At 31.3% G+C, this 15468-nt stretch carries 17 protein-coding genes; all 17 read left to right on the forward strand.

Going from position 1 to position 15468, the window contains the following annotated elements; genetic code table 11:
* Positions 1-96 precede the first annotated feature (96 nt).
* The 17 genes from LGK95_RS12135 to flgK all read left to right on the forward strand — a co-directional run bounded on the left by LGK95_RS12135 (position 97) and on the right by flgK (position 15436).
* A complete protein-coding gene (locus LGK95_RS12135; RefSeq protein WP_226125054.1) occupies positions 97-513 on the forward strand; it encodes a DUF1292 domain-containing protein in 417 nt (138 codons plus the stop codon).
* 106 nt (positions 514-619) lie between these two features.
* Complete coding sequence (locus LGK95_RS12140; protein WP_226125055.1) at positions 620-1264, forward strand: HAD-IB family hydrolase; 645 nt, start codon at positions 620-622, stop codon at positions 1262-1264.
* Between the two features lie 24 nt (positions 1265-1288).
* Entirely contained in the window at positions 1289-2182 is an 894-nt protein-coding gene (locus LGK95_RS12145; protein WP_226125056.1) for an aminotransferase class IV, read from the forward strand.
* 61 nt (positions 2183-2243) lie between these two features.
* A complete protein-coding gene (locus LGK95_RS12150) occupies positions 2244-4253 on the forward strand; it encodes a flagellar assembly protein A (RefSeq protein ID WP_226125057.1) in 2010 nt (669 codons plus the stop codon).
* Between the two features lie 12 nt (positions 4254-4265).
* Entirely contained in the window at positions 4266-4712 is a 447-nt protein-coding gene (locus LGK95_RS12155; protein ID WP_226125058.1) for a chemotaxis protein CheW, read from the forward strand.
* A 17-nt stretch (positions 4713-4729) separates the two neighbouring features.
* A complete protein-coding gene (locus LGK95_RS12160) occupies positions 4730-5218 on the forward strand; it encodes a chemotaxis protein CheD (RefSeq protein WP_226125059.1) in 489 nt (162 codons plus the stop codon).
* A gap of 76 nt (positions 5219-5294) precedes the next feature.
* Positions 5295-6320 (forward strand): protein-glutamate methylesterase/protein-glutamine glutaminase, encoded by a 1026-nt coding sequence (locus tag LGK95_RS12165; protein WP_404814435.1) that lies wholly within the window; start codon positions 5295-5297, stop codon positions 6318-6320.
* A gap of 10 nt (positions 6321-6330) precedes the next feature.
* Positions 6331-7095 carry a CheR family methyltransferase gene (locus LGK95_RS12170; protein WP_226125061.1) on the forward strand — a complete coding sequence of 255 codons (765 nt, stop codon included), beginning with the start codon at positions 6331-6333 and terminating at the stop codon, positions 7093-7095.
* Between the two features lie 32 nt (positions 7096-7127).
* Positions 7128-9152: a chemotaxis protein CheA gene (locus LGK95_RS12175; RefSeq protein WP_226125062.1), complete on the forward strand. Its 2025-nt coding sequence runs from the start codon at positions 7128-7130 to the stop codon at positions 9150-9152.
* A gap of 12 nt (positions 9153-9164) precedes the next feature.
* Positions 9165-9764 (forward strand): chemotaxis protein CheC, encoded by a 600-nt coding sequence (locus LGK95_RS12180; protein WP_226125063.1) that lies wholly within the window; start codon positions 9165-9167, stop codon positions 9762-9764.
* A gap of 16 nt (positions 9765-9780) precedes the next feature.
* Positions 9781-10140 carry a response regulator gene (locus LGK95_RS12185; protein WP_226125064.1) on the forward strand — a complete coding sequence of 120 codons (360 nt, stop codon included), beginning with the start codon at positions 9781-9783 and terminating at the stop codon, positions 10138-10140.
* A 12-nt stretch (positions 10141-10152) separates the two neighbouring features.
* Positions 10153-10554, forward strand: coding sequence for a chemotaxis protein CheW (locus LGK95_RS12190; protein WP_226125065.1), 402 nt, complete (start codon positions 10153-10155; stop codon positions 10552-10554).
* A 63-nt stretch (positions 10555-10617) separates the two neighbouring features.
* The gene (gene fliM, locus LGK95_RS12195) at positions 10618-11613 is read left to right on the forward strand and encodes a flagellar motor switch protein FliM (RefSeq protein ID WP_226125066.1); all 996 of its coding nucleotides are present in this window, start codon (positions 10618-10620) and stop codon (positions 11611-11613) included.
* On the forward strand, positions 11606-12784 hold the full coding sequence (fliY, locus tag LGK95_RS12200; protein ID WP_226125067.1) for a flagellar motor switch phosphatase FliY: 1179 nt from the start codon (positions 11606-11608) through the stop codon (positions 12782-12784). Before fliM ends, fliY begins: the two co-directional genes overlap by 8 nt.
* A gap of 206 nt (positions 12785-12990) precedes the next feature.
* Positions 12991-13260, forward strand: coding sequence for a flagellar biosynthesis anti-sigma factor FlgM (locus tag LGK95_RS12205; protein ID WP_226125068.1), 270 nt, complete (start codon positions 12991-12993; stop codon positions 13258-13260).
* A gap of 2 nt (positions 13261-13262) precedes the next feature.
* Complete coding sequence (locus tag LGK95_RS12210) at positions 13263-13682, forward strand: flagellar protein FlgN (protein WP_226125069.1); 420 nt, start codon at positions 13263-13265, stop codon at positions 13680-13682.
* 5 nt (positions 13683-13687) lie between these two features.
* Positions 13688-15436, forward strand: a complete 1749-nt coding sequence (gene flgK, locus LGK95_RS12215; protein WP_226125070.1) for a flagellar hook-associated protein FlgK — start codon at positions 13688-13690, stop codon at positions 15434-15436.
* Positions 15437-15468 lie beyond the last annotated feature (32 nt).

A 15468-nucleotide genomic window follows, 5' to 3' on the forward strand; every position in this document is an offset into this window, starting at 1 on the left:
TTACAATAACTTAATAAAAAAAATGCAAAAAAGACTTTTAATATTATATGATTTAGGGTAGAATTAAACTATACTGAAAGTAGGAGGTACTACATTATGAATGAAGAGAAAAAAGCATCTTGCGGATGTGGAGGTCATGAACATGACCAAGTAAATGAAGGTTGCGGATGCGGTGGCCATGAACATGATGAAAAGAAAGAAAGCTGCGGTTGTGGATGTGAAGGTAATGAAAATGAACACGAACATGAAGGCTGTGGATGTGGTTGTGAAGAAGGCGAAGCTTTAACAGTAGATTTAGAAGATGAAAATGGGAACGTTGTTCCTTGCGAGATAGTAGATGGATTTACTTATAAAGAAAACGAATATGCACTAGTTCAAAATCCTGAGGATGATTCAATTTACCTTTTTAAAGTAATTGGAGACGACGAAACAGGCGAATTAGTTATTCCCGAAGATAAAGAATTTGCAGAAGTAACTGCATATTACGAAGAATTAATCAAAAGCGAGAAATAATGCTAAAAAAGAGTCGTTGCTAATGCATCGGCTCTTTTTAATTTTATATAGCATTAATAGTCACCCTGTGGTAATAATATTAATAGGAAATAATGGAGGTTAAGTGATGACAGAAAAATTAGCTATTTTTGATATAGATTACACTTTAACAAAGCGAGAGACTTTAGTAGAGTTTTATTTTTTTATGATGAAAAAGAATCCACATTACATAAAATATTTACCTAAAAGTATATTTTCATCTATCTTTTACGTTTTTAAGATATATGATGCATCACAAGCAAAGAAAACTTTTATAAGATTTATTGATGGTATAGAGGAAAACGATATGAAACAAATAGTCAAAGAATTTTATGAAAAACGATTAAGTAAAATATTATATAAAGATGCTATTGATATGATAAAGAAAATGAAAAAGGAAGGTTATAAAATTTATCTAATTTCAGCTTCCGCTGAATTCTATTTAAGTGAGTTTTATAATATAAAAGAAGTAGATAAAATAATAGGAACTCGTTTTATTAAGGAAAATGGGTTGCATAGAAATAAAATGCTAGGTGAAAATTGTAAAGGTGAAGAAAAAGTAAAAAGACTAAAAGAAGTCTTAAAGAAAGGAAACATAGAAGTGGATTTTGAGAATTCATATATGTTTTCAGATTCTCTATCAGACTTACCTCTTTTTAACTTAGTAGGGCATCCTTACTTAGTAAATTTTAAAAAAACACATGATAAGATTGAAATTTTAAAATGGAAGTAGTAGAAAAATAAAGAGGGGGATATTATGGATAAGTGTGTAAATGCATTTTTTTTACATCAAGATGAAATTAAAGTAAGCGAAGAATTTGAAACTTACAACACAAGTGAAGGGAAATCATTATATGAAGTTATAAGGATAAGTGATGGAATTCCTATTTTTCTTATGGATCACTTAGAACGTCTTCAAAATTCTGCGAGTATTATGAAATATAATATAAGTATTACAAAAAATGAAATTATAAATAGAATTCTTAAACTAATAGAGAAAAATAATGTGCAGGTTGGAAACTTAAAATTAGTTTTTAATTATAGTAGGAGTGATGAGAGTAAAGCAACTACTAATGCTATAAACGAACGGTTTTTAGCTTACTTTATACCACATAAATATCCTTCAGATCAGCAATATGCAGAAGGAGTAAAAACTATTATTTATCACGGAGAGCGTTGTAATCCAAATGCTAAAGTTATTAATAATAGCTTTAGAGAAAAAGTAAATGAGCAAATCAATAATAATAACGTATATGAAGCAATTTTAGTGGATAATGATGGATTTATTACTGAAGGAAGTAAATCTAATATTTTTATGGTTAAGGGATCTACAGTTGTAACCTCAAGCGTTATTAATGTATTGCCAGGTATTACAAGACAGTTCATTATAAAAACTTGTGAAAAGCTAAATATAAAGTTTGAAGAAAAAAATATTCAGGAAAAAGATCTTAAATTCTACGATGGTTTGTTTATTTCAGGAACTTCACCCAATGTATTACCAATAAAAAGTGTTAATGAAGTTTCTTTTAATTCATCAAAAAATTCAATAATAAATTCAATAATGGAAGGATTCAATGTTGAATTAAAAGATAACAAACAGAAATTTGTAAAGTATCTTGAAAATAATACGATAAATAGATTAAACGAATGATTTGTAAAAGATAGAATAGATAAGTTATGTGATCATTTCCCTTTAGAAAGAGGTGGTAAGAGTGGAAGGTAAGGTGTGCACCCTAAAATTCGAAGGAACTAATGTTCAAGAATGTTTGAAGAGTGCAAGTGTAAGTTTATGTATATCTGAAGAAAAAATTAAGTTCTTAGTATTAGAAGAAAAAAAAGGATTGTTTAAGAAACATGCTATAATTTCTACCGATGTTGTAGAAGTTTTAAATAATGAGTATGTTCTTAAAGATGAATATATTTTAAAAGATGACATTAGTACTGAGACTCTAGAAGTAGAAATACAAAATGAATTAGATGGAAGTATAGAAATTAAGCAGGGCAAAATTGTAATTAAAAATCCATGCGTGGGTGGAAAACCAGCAATACTTTTTACAAATAAAAATGCTACATTAACTGTAAACGATGAAAAAGTTAGTTTAAGTGCAACTGTATATGAGGAAAGTATTATTGATGTTTCTTTTAGGGAGGATGAAGCTAAAAGGTATATTACTTTAAGAACAAGTTCAGATAAAATGGAAGCATATATTAATATTAAATATGAACCTACTACTACTTATAAACTAAAAGATTGTAAGCCTAAAAATTCAGCTCTAATAGAGCTTGAAGTTAAAGAAGAAAAAATGCCTCCAAAGTTTACGGAACTTGAAATTAATAAAGAGTTATTAAATAATAATATTAAATATGGCATATTAAAGATGAATGTTATGAAATGTGCAAAAACTTATGAAATGAGAGAATTACTTATTGCAAGTGGAAAGAAAAATATAGAGGCAATAAATGATAGATTAGAAATAAAATACAATATCGATGATCATCAAAAGAACAAGGAGTATGATGATGAACAGGTTATAGATTATAAAGCTATAGGTTCGGTCCAAGGAGTAGAAGAAGGACGAGTTCTAGCTATTAATTATATGGGCAAAAATGGGATTGATGGAATAGATATAACAGGTAAGAATATAGTAACAAAAATAGCAAGAAGAGTAATATTAGGTATAGGAGAAGGTTGCAAAATTGAAAATGGAAACACAGTTGTTGCAACTACTAAGGGTAGGCCTTCATCAAGAGGAAGCACTTTTTTCGTTTATAAAACTCACAAAATAACTGGGGATGTAGACTTAAAAACAGGTAATATTCAATTTGTGGGAGATATAATTATAAGCGGAAATGTGAACGAGGGCATGAAAGTAGAAGCAGGTAATTCTATTTTAGTTAAAAACAACGTGGCAGAAGCAGAAATTACTGCCAGTGGTGACATTGTGATTAAGGGGAATGTAATTCATTCAGGCGTCTCAGCTGGAAAAGAGGATGTAGTAATTTTAGAGTATTTAAGTAATTTAAAGAGCATGAAAATTGATCTCTCTAAATTAATAGAATCGATTACACAACTTAAAGAAATGAACCTTATAAAAAGAGGTACAAGCGATGGTGAGCTTGTTAAAATCTTACTTGAAACTAAATTTAAAAAACTCCGCAAAACATCGATTGATATAGCTAAGAAAATACTGCAAAAGCAAGATGCAGAAGATGAATTATTATTTATTATTAAAAATAAAATACTTAATGTTGGTTCATCAAACATAAAGGACTACATTGAGCTTAATGATGCAATTATACTTATTGATAATAAAATATTAGTATTAGATATGGATCTAACTCTTCCTGTAAATGTAATGTTAGATTATTGTCAAGATTCAGTAATTAAGAGTTCAGGGAATGTTATTCTTACTGGTAAAGGTGAATATGTATCACAAATAGTCGCAACTGATAGTATAATATTTCTAAAAGATAAAAGTTTAGCTCGTGGCGGAGTATTGAAAGCAGGTAAAGAAATTAAATGCAAAATAGTTGGAGGACTCGGAGGAGTATCAACTAAACTTATAGTAGAAAAACATGGCCAAATATGGGCAGACATTGCTTATCAAAATACTAGTTTTATTATAGGGGATAGAGAATACGTTATTGATGTTCTAAGCAAAAATGTTCATGCGTATATAGATGAAGCTAGAGAATTTATTGTTGATAAATTACAATTGTAGGAGGAACACATTATGAAGGAACAAGATATTAAAATATTGGTTTTTAAAATAAGTGATGAGTATTATGCCACTAATATCATTGAAGTTGAAAGAATATTGGGATATGAAAAGACAACTAAAATTCCTGATTCACCAGAATTTGTTGAAGGCGTTATAAATTATGAAAATAACATTCTACCAATTATATCACTCTCAAAAATATTTAAGTTACCTTCATCTGTTGTTGGAGAAGAGTCTAAGATAATAGTAGCAAAGCAAAATAATGGTAAAATAGGCATAATAGTTGATTTTGTGTCAGAGGTGAAGGATATACAGACAAATAACATAGAAGAATCACCAAAGATAATTAGAGGAATATCAAAAAGATATATAAAAGGTCTTATCAAAATTGATGGTAAAATAATTATATACTTGAATATTTCAGCTATATTGACAGATAAAGAACAAAACCAAATATAATAAAATAAGGTGTGATTATGGAATATATTGAAATAAAAGTAGGAATTGCAGATTTAAATGTAGCGTTTTCTCCAGATAAATTGATTACTGTGGGACTTGGATCTTGTGTGGGCATTGCAATTTATGACAGATGTATAGGATTTGGAGGATTGGCACATATAATGCTTCCAGATAGCAATCAATTTAATAAAGTAACTAACGTAGTTAAGTTCGCAGATTTAGCTATACCATTATTAGTTGAAGATATGATAAAAAAGGGCGCAAAATTAAGAAACATGAAGGCTAAAATAGCAGGAGGAGCATCAATGTTTAACTTCTCAGATAAAAGCATAGTGATGGACATTGGAAACCGAAATAGTATAGCGGTAAAAAATGCTCTAAAAATCCTGTCTATTCCGATAGTTGCAGAGGACATTGGCGGTAATAAAGGTAGAACATTGATATTTGATACAACTAGTGGGGTACTGTCTATTAGAACTGTAGGTATGGGGATTACGGATATTTAGAAATACCACAACGCTTAAGGGGTGATATGTAGTGCTAGAAAAAATTAAAGTGATTGTAGTAGATGATTCAGCATTAATGAGGAAGATTATTTCTGATATTATTAATTCACAATCAGCAATGGAAGTTATAGATACAGCAAAAAATGGAGAAGAACTATTAGTTAAAATATCGCGAAATAAACCTGATATAATTACCTTAGATATTGAAATGCCTAAAATGAATGGCATGGAAACTTTAAAGCAGTTAAAAAGAATGAATATATGTATACCAGTTATAATGCTAAGCAGCATTTCAAAATCAGGAACAGAATCAACTATGGAATGTCTTGAATTAGGAGCTTTCGATTTTATAGCAAAACCATCTGGAGCAATATCACTAGGCCTTAATAAAGTCAAAGATGAATTAATTCAGAAAATCAAACTGGCTTTTATGCAAAACAGAAGCATGACTAGATTAACACCTGAAAAAAACTCAAGAGTAGTGAGAGAAATAACTAATAAGATAACACCAAGAGCAGGAAATGTACAAGGTAGAAGCATAGAGGCTGTGGTTATTGGCGCATCAACTGGGGGTCCCAAAGCGTTATACCAGGTGATAACAGCTCTGCCCAGTGATATAGGGGTACCTGTTTTAGTAGTGCAACACATGCCCGTAGGTTTTACAAAGGCCTTTGCAGAAAGACTTAATACAAACAGTAAAATAAAGGTTGTAGAAGCTAGTGATGGTGATTCAATCCAAAAGAATGTAGTTTATATTGCCCCTGGTGGATATCATATGGAAATAACAAGTAACAAGAAAATACATCTAAATACTGAACCTACTATTTGGGGAGTGAGGCCTGCAGTAGACAAACTATTTGTATCTGCAATTAAAGTTTATGGAGCTAATCTGTTAAGTGTTATACTTACTGGAATGGGCCGCGATGGTGCTAAAGGTACAGCAGCTATTAAGGATAATGGAGGGATTACTATGGCTGAACATGAATCTACCTGTGTAATATATGGCATGCCAAAGGCTGCTTTTGAAACAGGTAAAGTAGATGAAATTGTTCCCCTACAAAATGTTGCACAAGAAATCAAGAAATTTGTGATGGGGAGATGAGTAAACGCTAATGGATTTAATATATTTTCAGCAGTGGGTTTTAAAAGAATATAATATAGATTTGTCAGCTTATAAATCTAATCAATTGCATAGAAGAATTTTAAGTTTAATGTCAAGAGTTGAGGTTAATTCTGTAGAGGAGTATATTAAGTTACTAAAAAAAGATCCTGCCCAAAAGCAGAAATTTTTAGACTTTATTACTATAAATGTAACAGAATTTTTTAGAAATCCTGAAATATTCGATGAATTATCGAAAAAAATTAAATCTGAACTTCCATATAATCAAGGACTTAAAATTTGGAGCGCAGCATGTTCTATTGGAGCTGAACCTTATTCCTTAGCCATGATTATGGATAACCTAAATTCAAGAGCAAATCATAAGATTATAGCTACAGACTTAGATAGTACAATACTTCAAAAGGCAAAAAATGGTGAATATGTTTTATCCGAAGTTAAAAATGTACCAAGACAATTTTTACAAAAATATTTTGAGGTAATTGGCGATAAATACTTAATTGATTCTAAAATTAAAAAAATAGTAGAGTTTAAGAAACATGATCTTATTTTAGATAATTATGAAAGTAATTTTGATTTAGTAGTTTGTCGGAATGTAGTTATTTATTTTAATCAAGATGTTAAGGATAAAATATATAAAAAAATGGCAGCATCATTAAAAAAAGGTGGATTATTGTTTGTAGGCGCCACCGAAAGTATATATAACTATAAAGAGTATGGATTTGAAAAGGCATCTACATTTATTTATAAAAAAATATAAGGTGGATAACAATTAAGGCGGAGGGGAATAAAATGGATACATCACAATATATGTCAATGTTCTTAGAAGAGTCTATGGAAAATTTACAGACACTGAATGAATCACTTCTTGAGCTTGAACAAAGACCTGAAGATATAGATAAGTTAAATGAAATATTTAGGGTAGCTCATACCATAAAGGGAATGGCTGCAACTATGGGATTCAGTCAAATGGCTGAATTAACACATAAAATGGAAGACATTTTGTCTGAATTTCGTGAGGGTAAACTTAAAGTAACAGAAAAGGTTGTAACTGTTTTATTCAGATGTCTAGATACTCTAGAAAGAATGGTAAATAACATATCAGAAGAGAATTCTGAAGAATTTCCAATTGATGATATATTACATGATTTGCATTCCATGGCTGAGGTCGGTCATAATCCTGAAGCCTACGAAAAAGATAGTAACACAAGTGAAGAAATCAATTATAATATTAATGAAAAAATTATGCTTAATGAATATGACATTAATGTTGTTAAACAAGCCATTGATAAAATGTTTAATGCATATGAGATAAAAATTGAACTAAGTGAAAACACACTTCTTAAGGCAGCAAGAGCATTTCTTATTTTTAAGAGTCTAGAAGAATGTGGTGAAATAATTAAATCCATACCAGGACCCGAAGACTTAGAAAGTGAGAATTTTGAATTCAAAATAAATTTGGTTTATATCACGAATAAAGAAAAAGCTGAAGTTATTGATATGCTTATAAATATATCTGAAGTAAAAGAAGTAACTGTAGAACCAGTTGATGTTAAAAATAATCTAGACAACTTAACAGAAAAATTAGGAGACTTTAAGGAAATAGAAAAATCTCCTGAAGTTAAAGCAAAAGTTGCTAAAAAGAATGATTCAGCAGATATTAATAAAGAAGCAGTAGTTCATAAAAAAGCTCATCAATCTGTGAGAGTTGATTTAGAGAGATTAGATAAATTTATGAATATGGTTTCAGAACTTGTAATTCATAGAACAAGACTTGAACAAATTAGTAGTGTTCATAAATTAACTGATTTAAATGAAACATTAGAACAAGTAGCTAGAGCAACCTCAGAACTGCAAGAATTAGTAATGAAGATTAGAATGCTTCCACTCGAAGTAGTATTTAATAGATTCCCAAGGATGATAAGAGATCTATCAAAGGAACTTGATAAAGAAATGGAGCTTATAATTCAAGGACAAGAGACAGAAATTGATAGGACTGTAATAGATGAAATAGGTGAACCACTACTTCATTTGCTTCGTAATGCAGCAGATCATGGTATTGAACCTAGTGAAGTGAGAATTGCTAAAGGGAAAAGCCCTATTGGTAAAATCAAACTTATAGCTTATGCTGAAGGTACTAAAGCTATTATAAAAGTGATAGACGACGGAGTAGGTTTAGATGTTGAAAGAATTAAGGTAAAAGCTAATGAAGTTGGCATTAATACTGAAGGAATGACAGATTCAGATGTAAAGAATTTAATATTCGCACAAGGATTTAGCACTAATGAGAAAGTAACAGATATTTCTGGACGTGGAGTTGGCATGGATGTTGTTAAAACTAAAATTGCTGCACTTGGTGGAACAGTAGATGCTATAAGTGAAATTGACAAAGGTACATCTTTTATTATAACATTACCATTGACACTTCAAATTATCCAAGCATTATTAGTTAAAATAGGTGATGAAACTATGGCTATTTCTTTAGGCTATATTGATAGAGTAATAGACTACAAAGCCGAATTAATAAAGAAAACAAATAATAAAGAGGTTATTGTTTACAATGACAGTATAATTCCACTAGTAAGAGTTAATAAAAGAATGCAAATAGAAACAAGCGAGATTGCGAAGAAATACATTGTAATTGTAAAAGTCGGAGAGAAAATAGTAGGACTTTTAGTAGATTCGCTGCTAGGACAACAAGAAATTGTTATAAAGCCCCTAGGAAAAACACTACAAGGATTAAAAGAATATATAGGAGCAACTATATTAGGAGATGGCTTAGTTACATTGATACTGGACGTTGCTGCTTTAGTGTAAGGAGAGTATAATATGGATTATTCTGAGCTTAGTTCTATTCAATTAGATGTATTACAAGAAGTAGGCAATATTGGTGCAGGAAATGCAGCTACTGCATTATCAGAGTTATTAAATGAAAAAGTAGATATGTCCGTGCCAGCAGTAAACATTATTCCCTTTGATGATATCTTTTCTGAAATAGGAGTTGAGAAAGTAGTAGTTGGTGTTATTGTACGAGTAATTGGAGATATACCAGGCAATATACTTTTCACCTTAGATAAAGACGTTGCAATAAATATTATTTCAAGTCTTTTAGGTGAGGAGCAGCAGCAGATAACAGAACTTGGAAACTCAGCATTATGTGAAATAGGAAATATTATTTCAAGTTCCTTCATCAATGCAATAGCAAAACTCACGAATCTTACAGTTAGGCCTTCTGTGCCAGCTGTTGCACTAGACATGATGGGTGCAATATTATCAACAACTTTTATTGAATCAGGTCAATTTGATGAAAATGTACTTGATTTAGAAACAAGTTTTTTACAGGAAAATGCAAAAATAAGTGGGCATTTCTATTATATACCAATGCCTGGATCACTTGAGAAGATATTAAATTCATTAGGGGTAAATTAATTGGAGGTTATATTAAATGGCTAGAGTACTAATTGTTGATGACGCGGCATTTATGAGAATGATGATAAAAGATATATTAGAAAAAAATGGATATGAAGTTGTGGGTGAAGCAAGTAATGGAGCAAAAGGTGTAGAGTTATATAAAGTAGAAAGACCAGATATTGTTACAATGGATATTACTATGCCTGAGATGGATGGAATTGAAGCTGTTAAAGCAATCAGAAGTTTTGACCCTGCTGCTAAAATAATTATGTGTAGCGCTATGGGTCAGCAGACAATGGTTATGGATGCAATAAGGGCTGGTGCAAAAGATTTTGTTGTTAAGCCATTCCAATCAGATAGAGTACTTGAATCAATAAAAAAAGTTTTAGGTTAGGAGGAGTATGTTATGCAAGTAGTTGTATTTAAAGTTAATGAAGAACAGTTTGCAGTTGAAGCATCAAAAGTTCAAAGCATTAATGATATGATGGAAATAACAAAAGTACCTAAGTCTGAGGAATATATAAAGGGCTTAATTAATCTAAGAGGAAATATAATTTCTCTCTTAGATATAAATCTTCTTTTAGATATTGATAAAGGTACTGAATCCCAAGAAAATATAATTATATTAAATCTACAAGAAGAGTCTGTTGGAGTAACTGTAGACCAAGTTGATGAAGTTTTAGAAATTGAAGAAGATTTGATTGAAAAACTTGAAACTGATAGAAATAAAGCCTATATTAAAGGGGTTATAAACTTTAAAGATAGAATAGTTACATTAATTGATATTGCTAAACTTATTGAAAATTAATTGGATACGCTGTGAAATGCAATTTTAGTAATCATACCATGCACAGAGAGATGAGGTTAGAATATGGCAGAGGTATTATCGCAAAGTGATATAGATTCACTTTTATCTGCCTTATCATCTGGGAAAATAGAACCTGATGAAATCCCAGTTGAAGAGGAAAAGCATAAAATTAAATTATACGATTTTAAGAGTCCGCAAAAGTTTTCAAAGGATCATTTGAGAGCCCTTGAACTCATTCATGATAATTATGCAAGATTGATGTCGAGTTATTTATCTGCACAGCTAGGAAGTAATATAAAAGTACAGGTGGAAACTACTGAGCAAATAACTTATGATGAATTTATTCATTCAATTCCTAATTCCACCATTTTAACTATATTTAAAATGCCACCTTTAAGCGGTTCTATATTATTTGAGACTAATCCACAGTTCTCTTTTCAAATATTAGATATACTTTTAGGAGGAATGGGAAGTAGAACGGTTAAAATTAAAGAATTTTCTGAGATAGATAAAAATATCTTAAGAAGTGTTAATGAGGGGCTTTTAGCTAATCTAAAAACTGCTTGGCAGGATGTCCTAGAAGTTGAACCAGAGATTTTGGCACTCGAGACTAACCCTGCACTTAATCAAACATTAGCTCCAAATGAACCAGTTGCCTTAATTACTTTTTCGGTAGAAATGAATAATAGCAGTACGTTTGTGAATATTTGTATACCTTATCTAAGTATTGAAAAAGTAATGGATAAGCTAGTGGTTCAATATTGGTTTAGAGATAATGACGAAGAGATTGTAAGTGATTCTAGAAATAAATTAAAGGATAGATTAAATATAGTAAGCGTTCCTTTAACAGGAGTGCTCGGAAGTACAAATATTACTGTAAATGAATTTCTACAACTAACTGAAGGGGATGTAATAACACTCGATAATTTAAGTGATAGCCCAGTTAAAGTATTTGTGGAAGGGCAGTTGTGTTATACTGGAAAACCTGGTAGCATAGGTAAAAAAAGGGGAATTCAGATACTAGATATAATAGATAAGGATGTGGAAAATTATGAGTAACGGCTTTCTTTCACAAGAAGAAATCGACGCTCTCTTAAATGGAGATGGAATTAGCGCAGATAATGACGTAAGTGCAGGCCAAGACATTAGATCTAAGCTTATACAAGAATTTGAGTTAAGTGATAGTGATAAAGATTTGCTAGGGGAAGTTGGAAATATTTCTATGGGTTCAGCATCAACAGCTCTTTCCACAATAGTTGGTCAACCAGTGAATATTGCAACGCCAGTAGTTACGATAAGTACACTAAGAAAATTAAGCAGTACATTTGCAGTTCCAAACATTGCTTTAGACGTGAAATTCACAAGTGGTATTTCAGGTGGCAACCTATTAGTAATGAAGAATACTGATGCAGCGGTTATAGCTAGTTTAATGATGGGTGGAGATGGCAATATAGAAGGAAAGCAAGAGCTTTCAGAAATTGAAATTAGTGCTGTATCAGAGGCTATGAATCAGATGATTGGATCTGCTGCAACATCTATGGCAACAATGTTTGCAAGGGAAGTAAACATATCACCACCTCAGTCAAAAATATGGGATGATAGTACTTCACCTTTAAGTGATAGTATAGATGAGAACGAGCAAGTTGTTCAAGTAGCGTTTAGAATGACTATTGGTGATTTAATTGATAGTGTTATAATGCAAATACTCCCTATACAAACTGCTAAAAAGATAGTATCTATAATGATGGGAACAGAAGAAATTATAGAAACTCCCAAAGTAGCTACTGTGAAAGTACCAGAAGCAAAACCGGCAAATACTGATAAAGGACCACAATATGCACCGATTAATGAAAAGGTAGAAGCGGAACCTGAGTATTACTCAAAACCAATTGATAGGCCAGAGCCACAAGTCGATGTTCGTAAGGCATCTTTTCAGCCGCTAACAAAGTCTCCAGTTTATAATAGTCCTAGAAATATTGATTTAATATTAGATGTCCCACTTGAAATTTCTGTAGTACTTGGAAAAACTAAAAAGAACATTAGGGATATATTAAATTTGGGAACTGGATCTTTAATTGAACTCGATAAACTAGCAGAAGAGCCAGTAGATATATTAGTAAACGGAAAAAAAGTAGCATACGGCGAAGTAGTAGTTGTAGATGAGAATTTTGGTGTTAGAATAACTAGTATAATTAGTGGAGAAGATAGGGTCAAAACTTTATCAGAATAATATGATTTACGTAAGAAGCGAAAAGGGATAAATTGCATTTATCACTCTTGTTGAGGAATAACTTTTCTTTATCCCTCTTGATTGAGGAATAAAGAAAACTTATTCCTTTTTTGTTTACTCTCTAAACTTTAGAGAATTATATACGATAATACTAATAGATGAATAAAATCGAGGCTTAAAGATAAAAAGGCTAGGGGTGGATATAAATGAAAATAGATGGAGTAAAACATAATGTGATTATGTATAAAAAAAACACAGTTAAAATAGAACCAAAGGTTAATGCTGTAAAAAAAGATACTGTAGAGTTATCGCGTGAAGGAAAAAAATTAAGTGAATTATCATTAAATGACAATTCAGTTAATTCTAAAGAAAAGATTGAAGCTATTAAAAATAAAGTACTACAGGGTACTTACAAGGTCGATTCAAAATTAACAGCTAAGAGAATTATTGATATTATGAAAGGAAGAGATGTTTAGTTATGATCGAAGAGCTAAATATGGTTATGGTGCAGGAAACAGACACCTTGAAGAATCTTTTACTTGAACTTGAAGAGCAACACAGATGCATAATTGTTAATGATATTTTTGGATTGGAATCTTGTGTAAATAAAGTCAAAATAGCTAATAAAAATATAGCATATATGGAAGTCGAAAGGCGAAAACTTACTGAAAATAGACCTATGATGGAGATAATTGACGAAGCAAAAGATGCAGAACTTTTAAATAATTATCATAAAATAAAGCAGTTATTACACGAGGTTGTACTGCAAAAGGATACAAATGAGTTGCTTTTAAGACAAGGACTTAGTTTTACAAATAGGATACTAAATGTATTAAACCCAGCAAAAGAAACAGCAACTTACAATTCATATGGTAAAGTAAAAAATAGTATGAGGTGAATGAAATGTCGGGATTATTTTCAACTTTTAATATAGCTACAAGAGGTATGAGTGCTCAACAAAAGGCTCTTGATGTAACTAGTCACAATATAGCTAATGCTAATACAGATGGATATTCAAGGCAAAAGGCTAATTTAGAGACTACAAGACCATTTGATATGCCATCTATGAACAATGCTATGGGATCAGGACAATTAGGTACTGGTGTTCAGGTTTCTTCTATAACAAGAATCAGAGATAGTTATTTAGATTACCAGGTAAGAACGCAAAATGGAACTAAGGGGTCATCCGAGGGGCGTGAAAAATTTCTAACAGAAATTGAGGGTGTTTTTAATGAACTGAGCGGTACGGGAATATCAACATTAGTTGATAATGTCTTTAACTCTTGGCAAGCACTTTCAGGAAGTCCTGAAGTTGCAAGTACAAGAAACGTAGTAGCACAGCAATCCAAAGCATTAACTGATCAGTTAAATAGTACCTATAATCAGTTAGTAAAATTAAAAGGGAACAGTCAAGATGTAATTAAGCAGGATGTAGTGGATGTAAATAATATGCTTAATCAAATAAATGAATTAAATAAACAGGTTATAGGCGTAAAAGTCGGTGGAAATGAACCTAATGATTTAATGGATAAAAGGGATTTACTAATAGATCAGCTAAGTGTAAAATTTGGTATTACAATTGATAAAAAATCCTTATCAGGAGAGGACCTTAAACCGACTGATATTGGAGACATGACGAATGCATATCTTGTAAAATCTGATCCTAATGATAAAGTAAGCAGATTTTCTTATGTTAATAGTATAGTTCCCAAAGCTGTACCACCAGCATCAACTGTTCAAAAACCAGGTGATGCTGGAAGTTATGATGTAACTTACTATAAAAATGGAGATACGTCAACGGATGCAAATAAAGTAACTATTACTATGGATTTAACAAGTGCTCAATACACAAGTTTAGATCAAAGCAGAGTTCTTTGGGCAGATAGCGACGGTAATGCTATTAAAACAGACGGTAGTTTAATTGTAGCTGGTGATGCATTTAATGATTTGGCACTATTTATTCCAAAAACGGGAGAACTAAATGGATATATGTCTGTACAAGCGGATATAGATGTGTATATAGATCAGCTAAATAGTTTAGCAAAGGGTATTGCATTTTCAGTCAATGCGGTAGAAAGTGGTGAAAGTGACGCAAGTAATGATACACTTGAATTTTTTGTTAACGGTGAGGATAAGACTAAAGAGCAAGATATAACGGCAGGAAACATTACAGTTAATCAAGATATAATTAATGATGTTATGAAAATAAAGGTTGGAGTAAATGATACTACAGGATCAACTGATGGAAATAGAGCATTGGCTATTGCTGATCTTAGGGATGTGAAATTAGATATTCAAAGTATAAAACCCACAACTACGAGGGCCGAATTTTTATCCGGGAAATTCAATGTTGATGCAACTTTAGGAGTTAGTACAATTAGTTCATCTTCAAATGGAATGACTATTGGAGGTTATTTTACAAATACAGTAAATGATTTAGCTGTTAAGACACAAACGGCAACAAGAAATGTAACGAACAATGAATCACTACTGGCAAGTTTAGAAGAGTCAAGAAGCTCCATTTCAGGTGTATCATTAGACGAGGAAATGGCTAATATGATTCAATATCAACATGCTTATCAAGCTAATGCTAAGATTATTTCAACTGTTGATGAACTCTTAGATTTAATTATTAATGGATTAAAAAAATAAATACAATTTTTATGTGTTAATAAAGGGGTGAG

The organism is Clostridium algoriphilum, assembly GCF_020443705.1.
Classification (GTDB): domain Bacteria; phylum Bacillota; class Clostridia; order Clostridiales; family Clostridiaceae; genus Clostridium_AD; species Clostridium_AD algoriphilum.

Excerpts from the sequence above, each read along its gene's own strand:
- fliM (WP_226125066.1), top strand. The coding sequence starts at position 10,618 with ATGGCAGAGGTATTATCGCAAAGTGATATAGATTCACTTTTATCTGCC.
- LGK95_RS12160 (WP_226125059.1), top strand. The coding sequence starts at position 4,730 with ATGGAATATATTGAAATAAAAGTAGGAATTGCAGATTTAAATGTAGCG.
- flgK (WP_226125070.1), top strand. The coding sequence starts at position 13,688 with ATGTCGGGATTATTTTCAACTTTTAATATAGCTACAAGAGGTATGAGT.
- LGK95_RS12140 (WP_226125055.1), top strand. The coding sequence starts at position 620 with ATGACAGAAAAATTAGCTATTTTTGATATAGATTACACTTTAACAAAG.
- LGK95_RS12190 (WP_226125065.1), top strand. The coding sequence starts at position 10,153 with ATGCAAGTAGTTGTATTTAAAGTTAATGAAGAACAGTTTGCAGTTGAA.
- LGK95_RS12165 (WP_404814435.1), top strand. The coding sequence starts at position 5,295 with ATGAGGAAGATTATTTCTGATATTATTAATTCACAATCAGCAATGGAA.
- LGK95_RS12170 (WP_226125061.1), top strand. The coding sequence starts at position 6,331 with ATGGATTTAATATATTTTCAGCAGTGGGTTTTAAAAGAATATAATATA.
- LGK95_RS12145 (WP_226125056.1), top strand. The coding sequence starts at position 1,289 with ATGGATAAGTGTGTAAATGCATTTTTTTTACATCAAGATGAAATTAAA.
- fliY (WP_226125067.1), top strand. The coding sequence starts at position 11,606 with ATGAGTAACGGCTTTCTTTCACAAGAAGAAATCGACGCTCTCTTAAAT.
- LGK95_RS12175 (WP_226125062.1), top strand. The coding sequence starts at position 7,128 with ATGGATACATCACAATATATGTCAATGTTCTTAGAAGAGTCTATGGAA.
- LGK95_RS12210 (WP_226125069.1), top strand. The coding sequence starts at position 13,263 with ATGATCGAAGAGCTAAATATGGTTATGGTGCAGGAAACAGACACCTTG.
- LGK95_RS12185 (WP_226125064.1), top strand. The coding sequence starts at position 9,781 with ATGGCTAGAGTACTAATTGTTGATGACGCGGCATTTATGAGAATGATG.
- LGK95_RS12205 (WP_226125068.1), top strand. The coding sequence starts at position 12,991 with ATGAAAATAGATGGAGTAAAACATAATGTGATTATGTATAAAAAAAAC.
- LGK95_RS12135 (WP_226125054.1), top strand. The coding sequence starts at position 97 with ATGAATGAAGAGAAAAAAGCATCTTGCGGATGTGGAGGTCATGAACAT.
- LGK95_RS12180 (WP_226125063.1), top strand. The coding sequence starts at position 9,165 with ATGGATTATTCTGAGCTTAGTTCTATTCAATTAGATGTATTACAAGAA.
- LGK95_RS12155 (WP_226125058.1), top strand. The coding sequence starts at position 4,266 with ATGAAGGAACAAGATATTAAAATATTGGTTTTTAAAATAAGTGATGAG.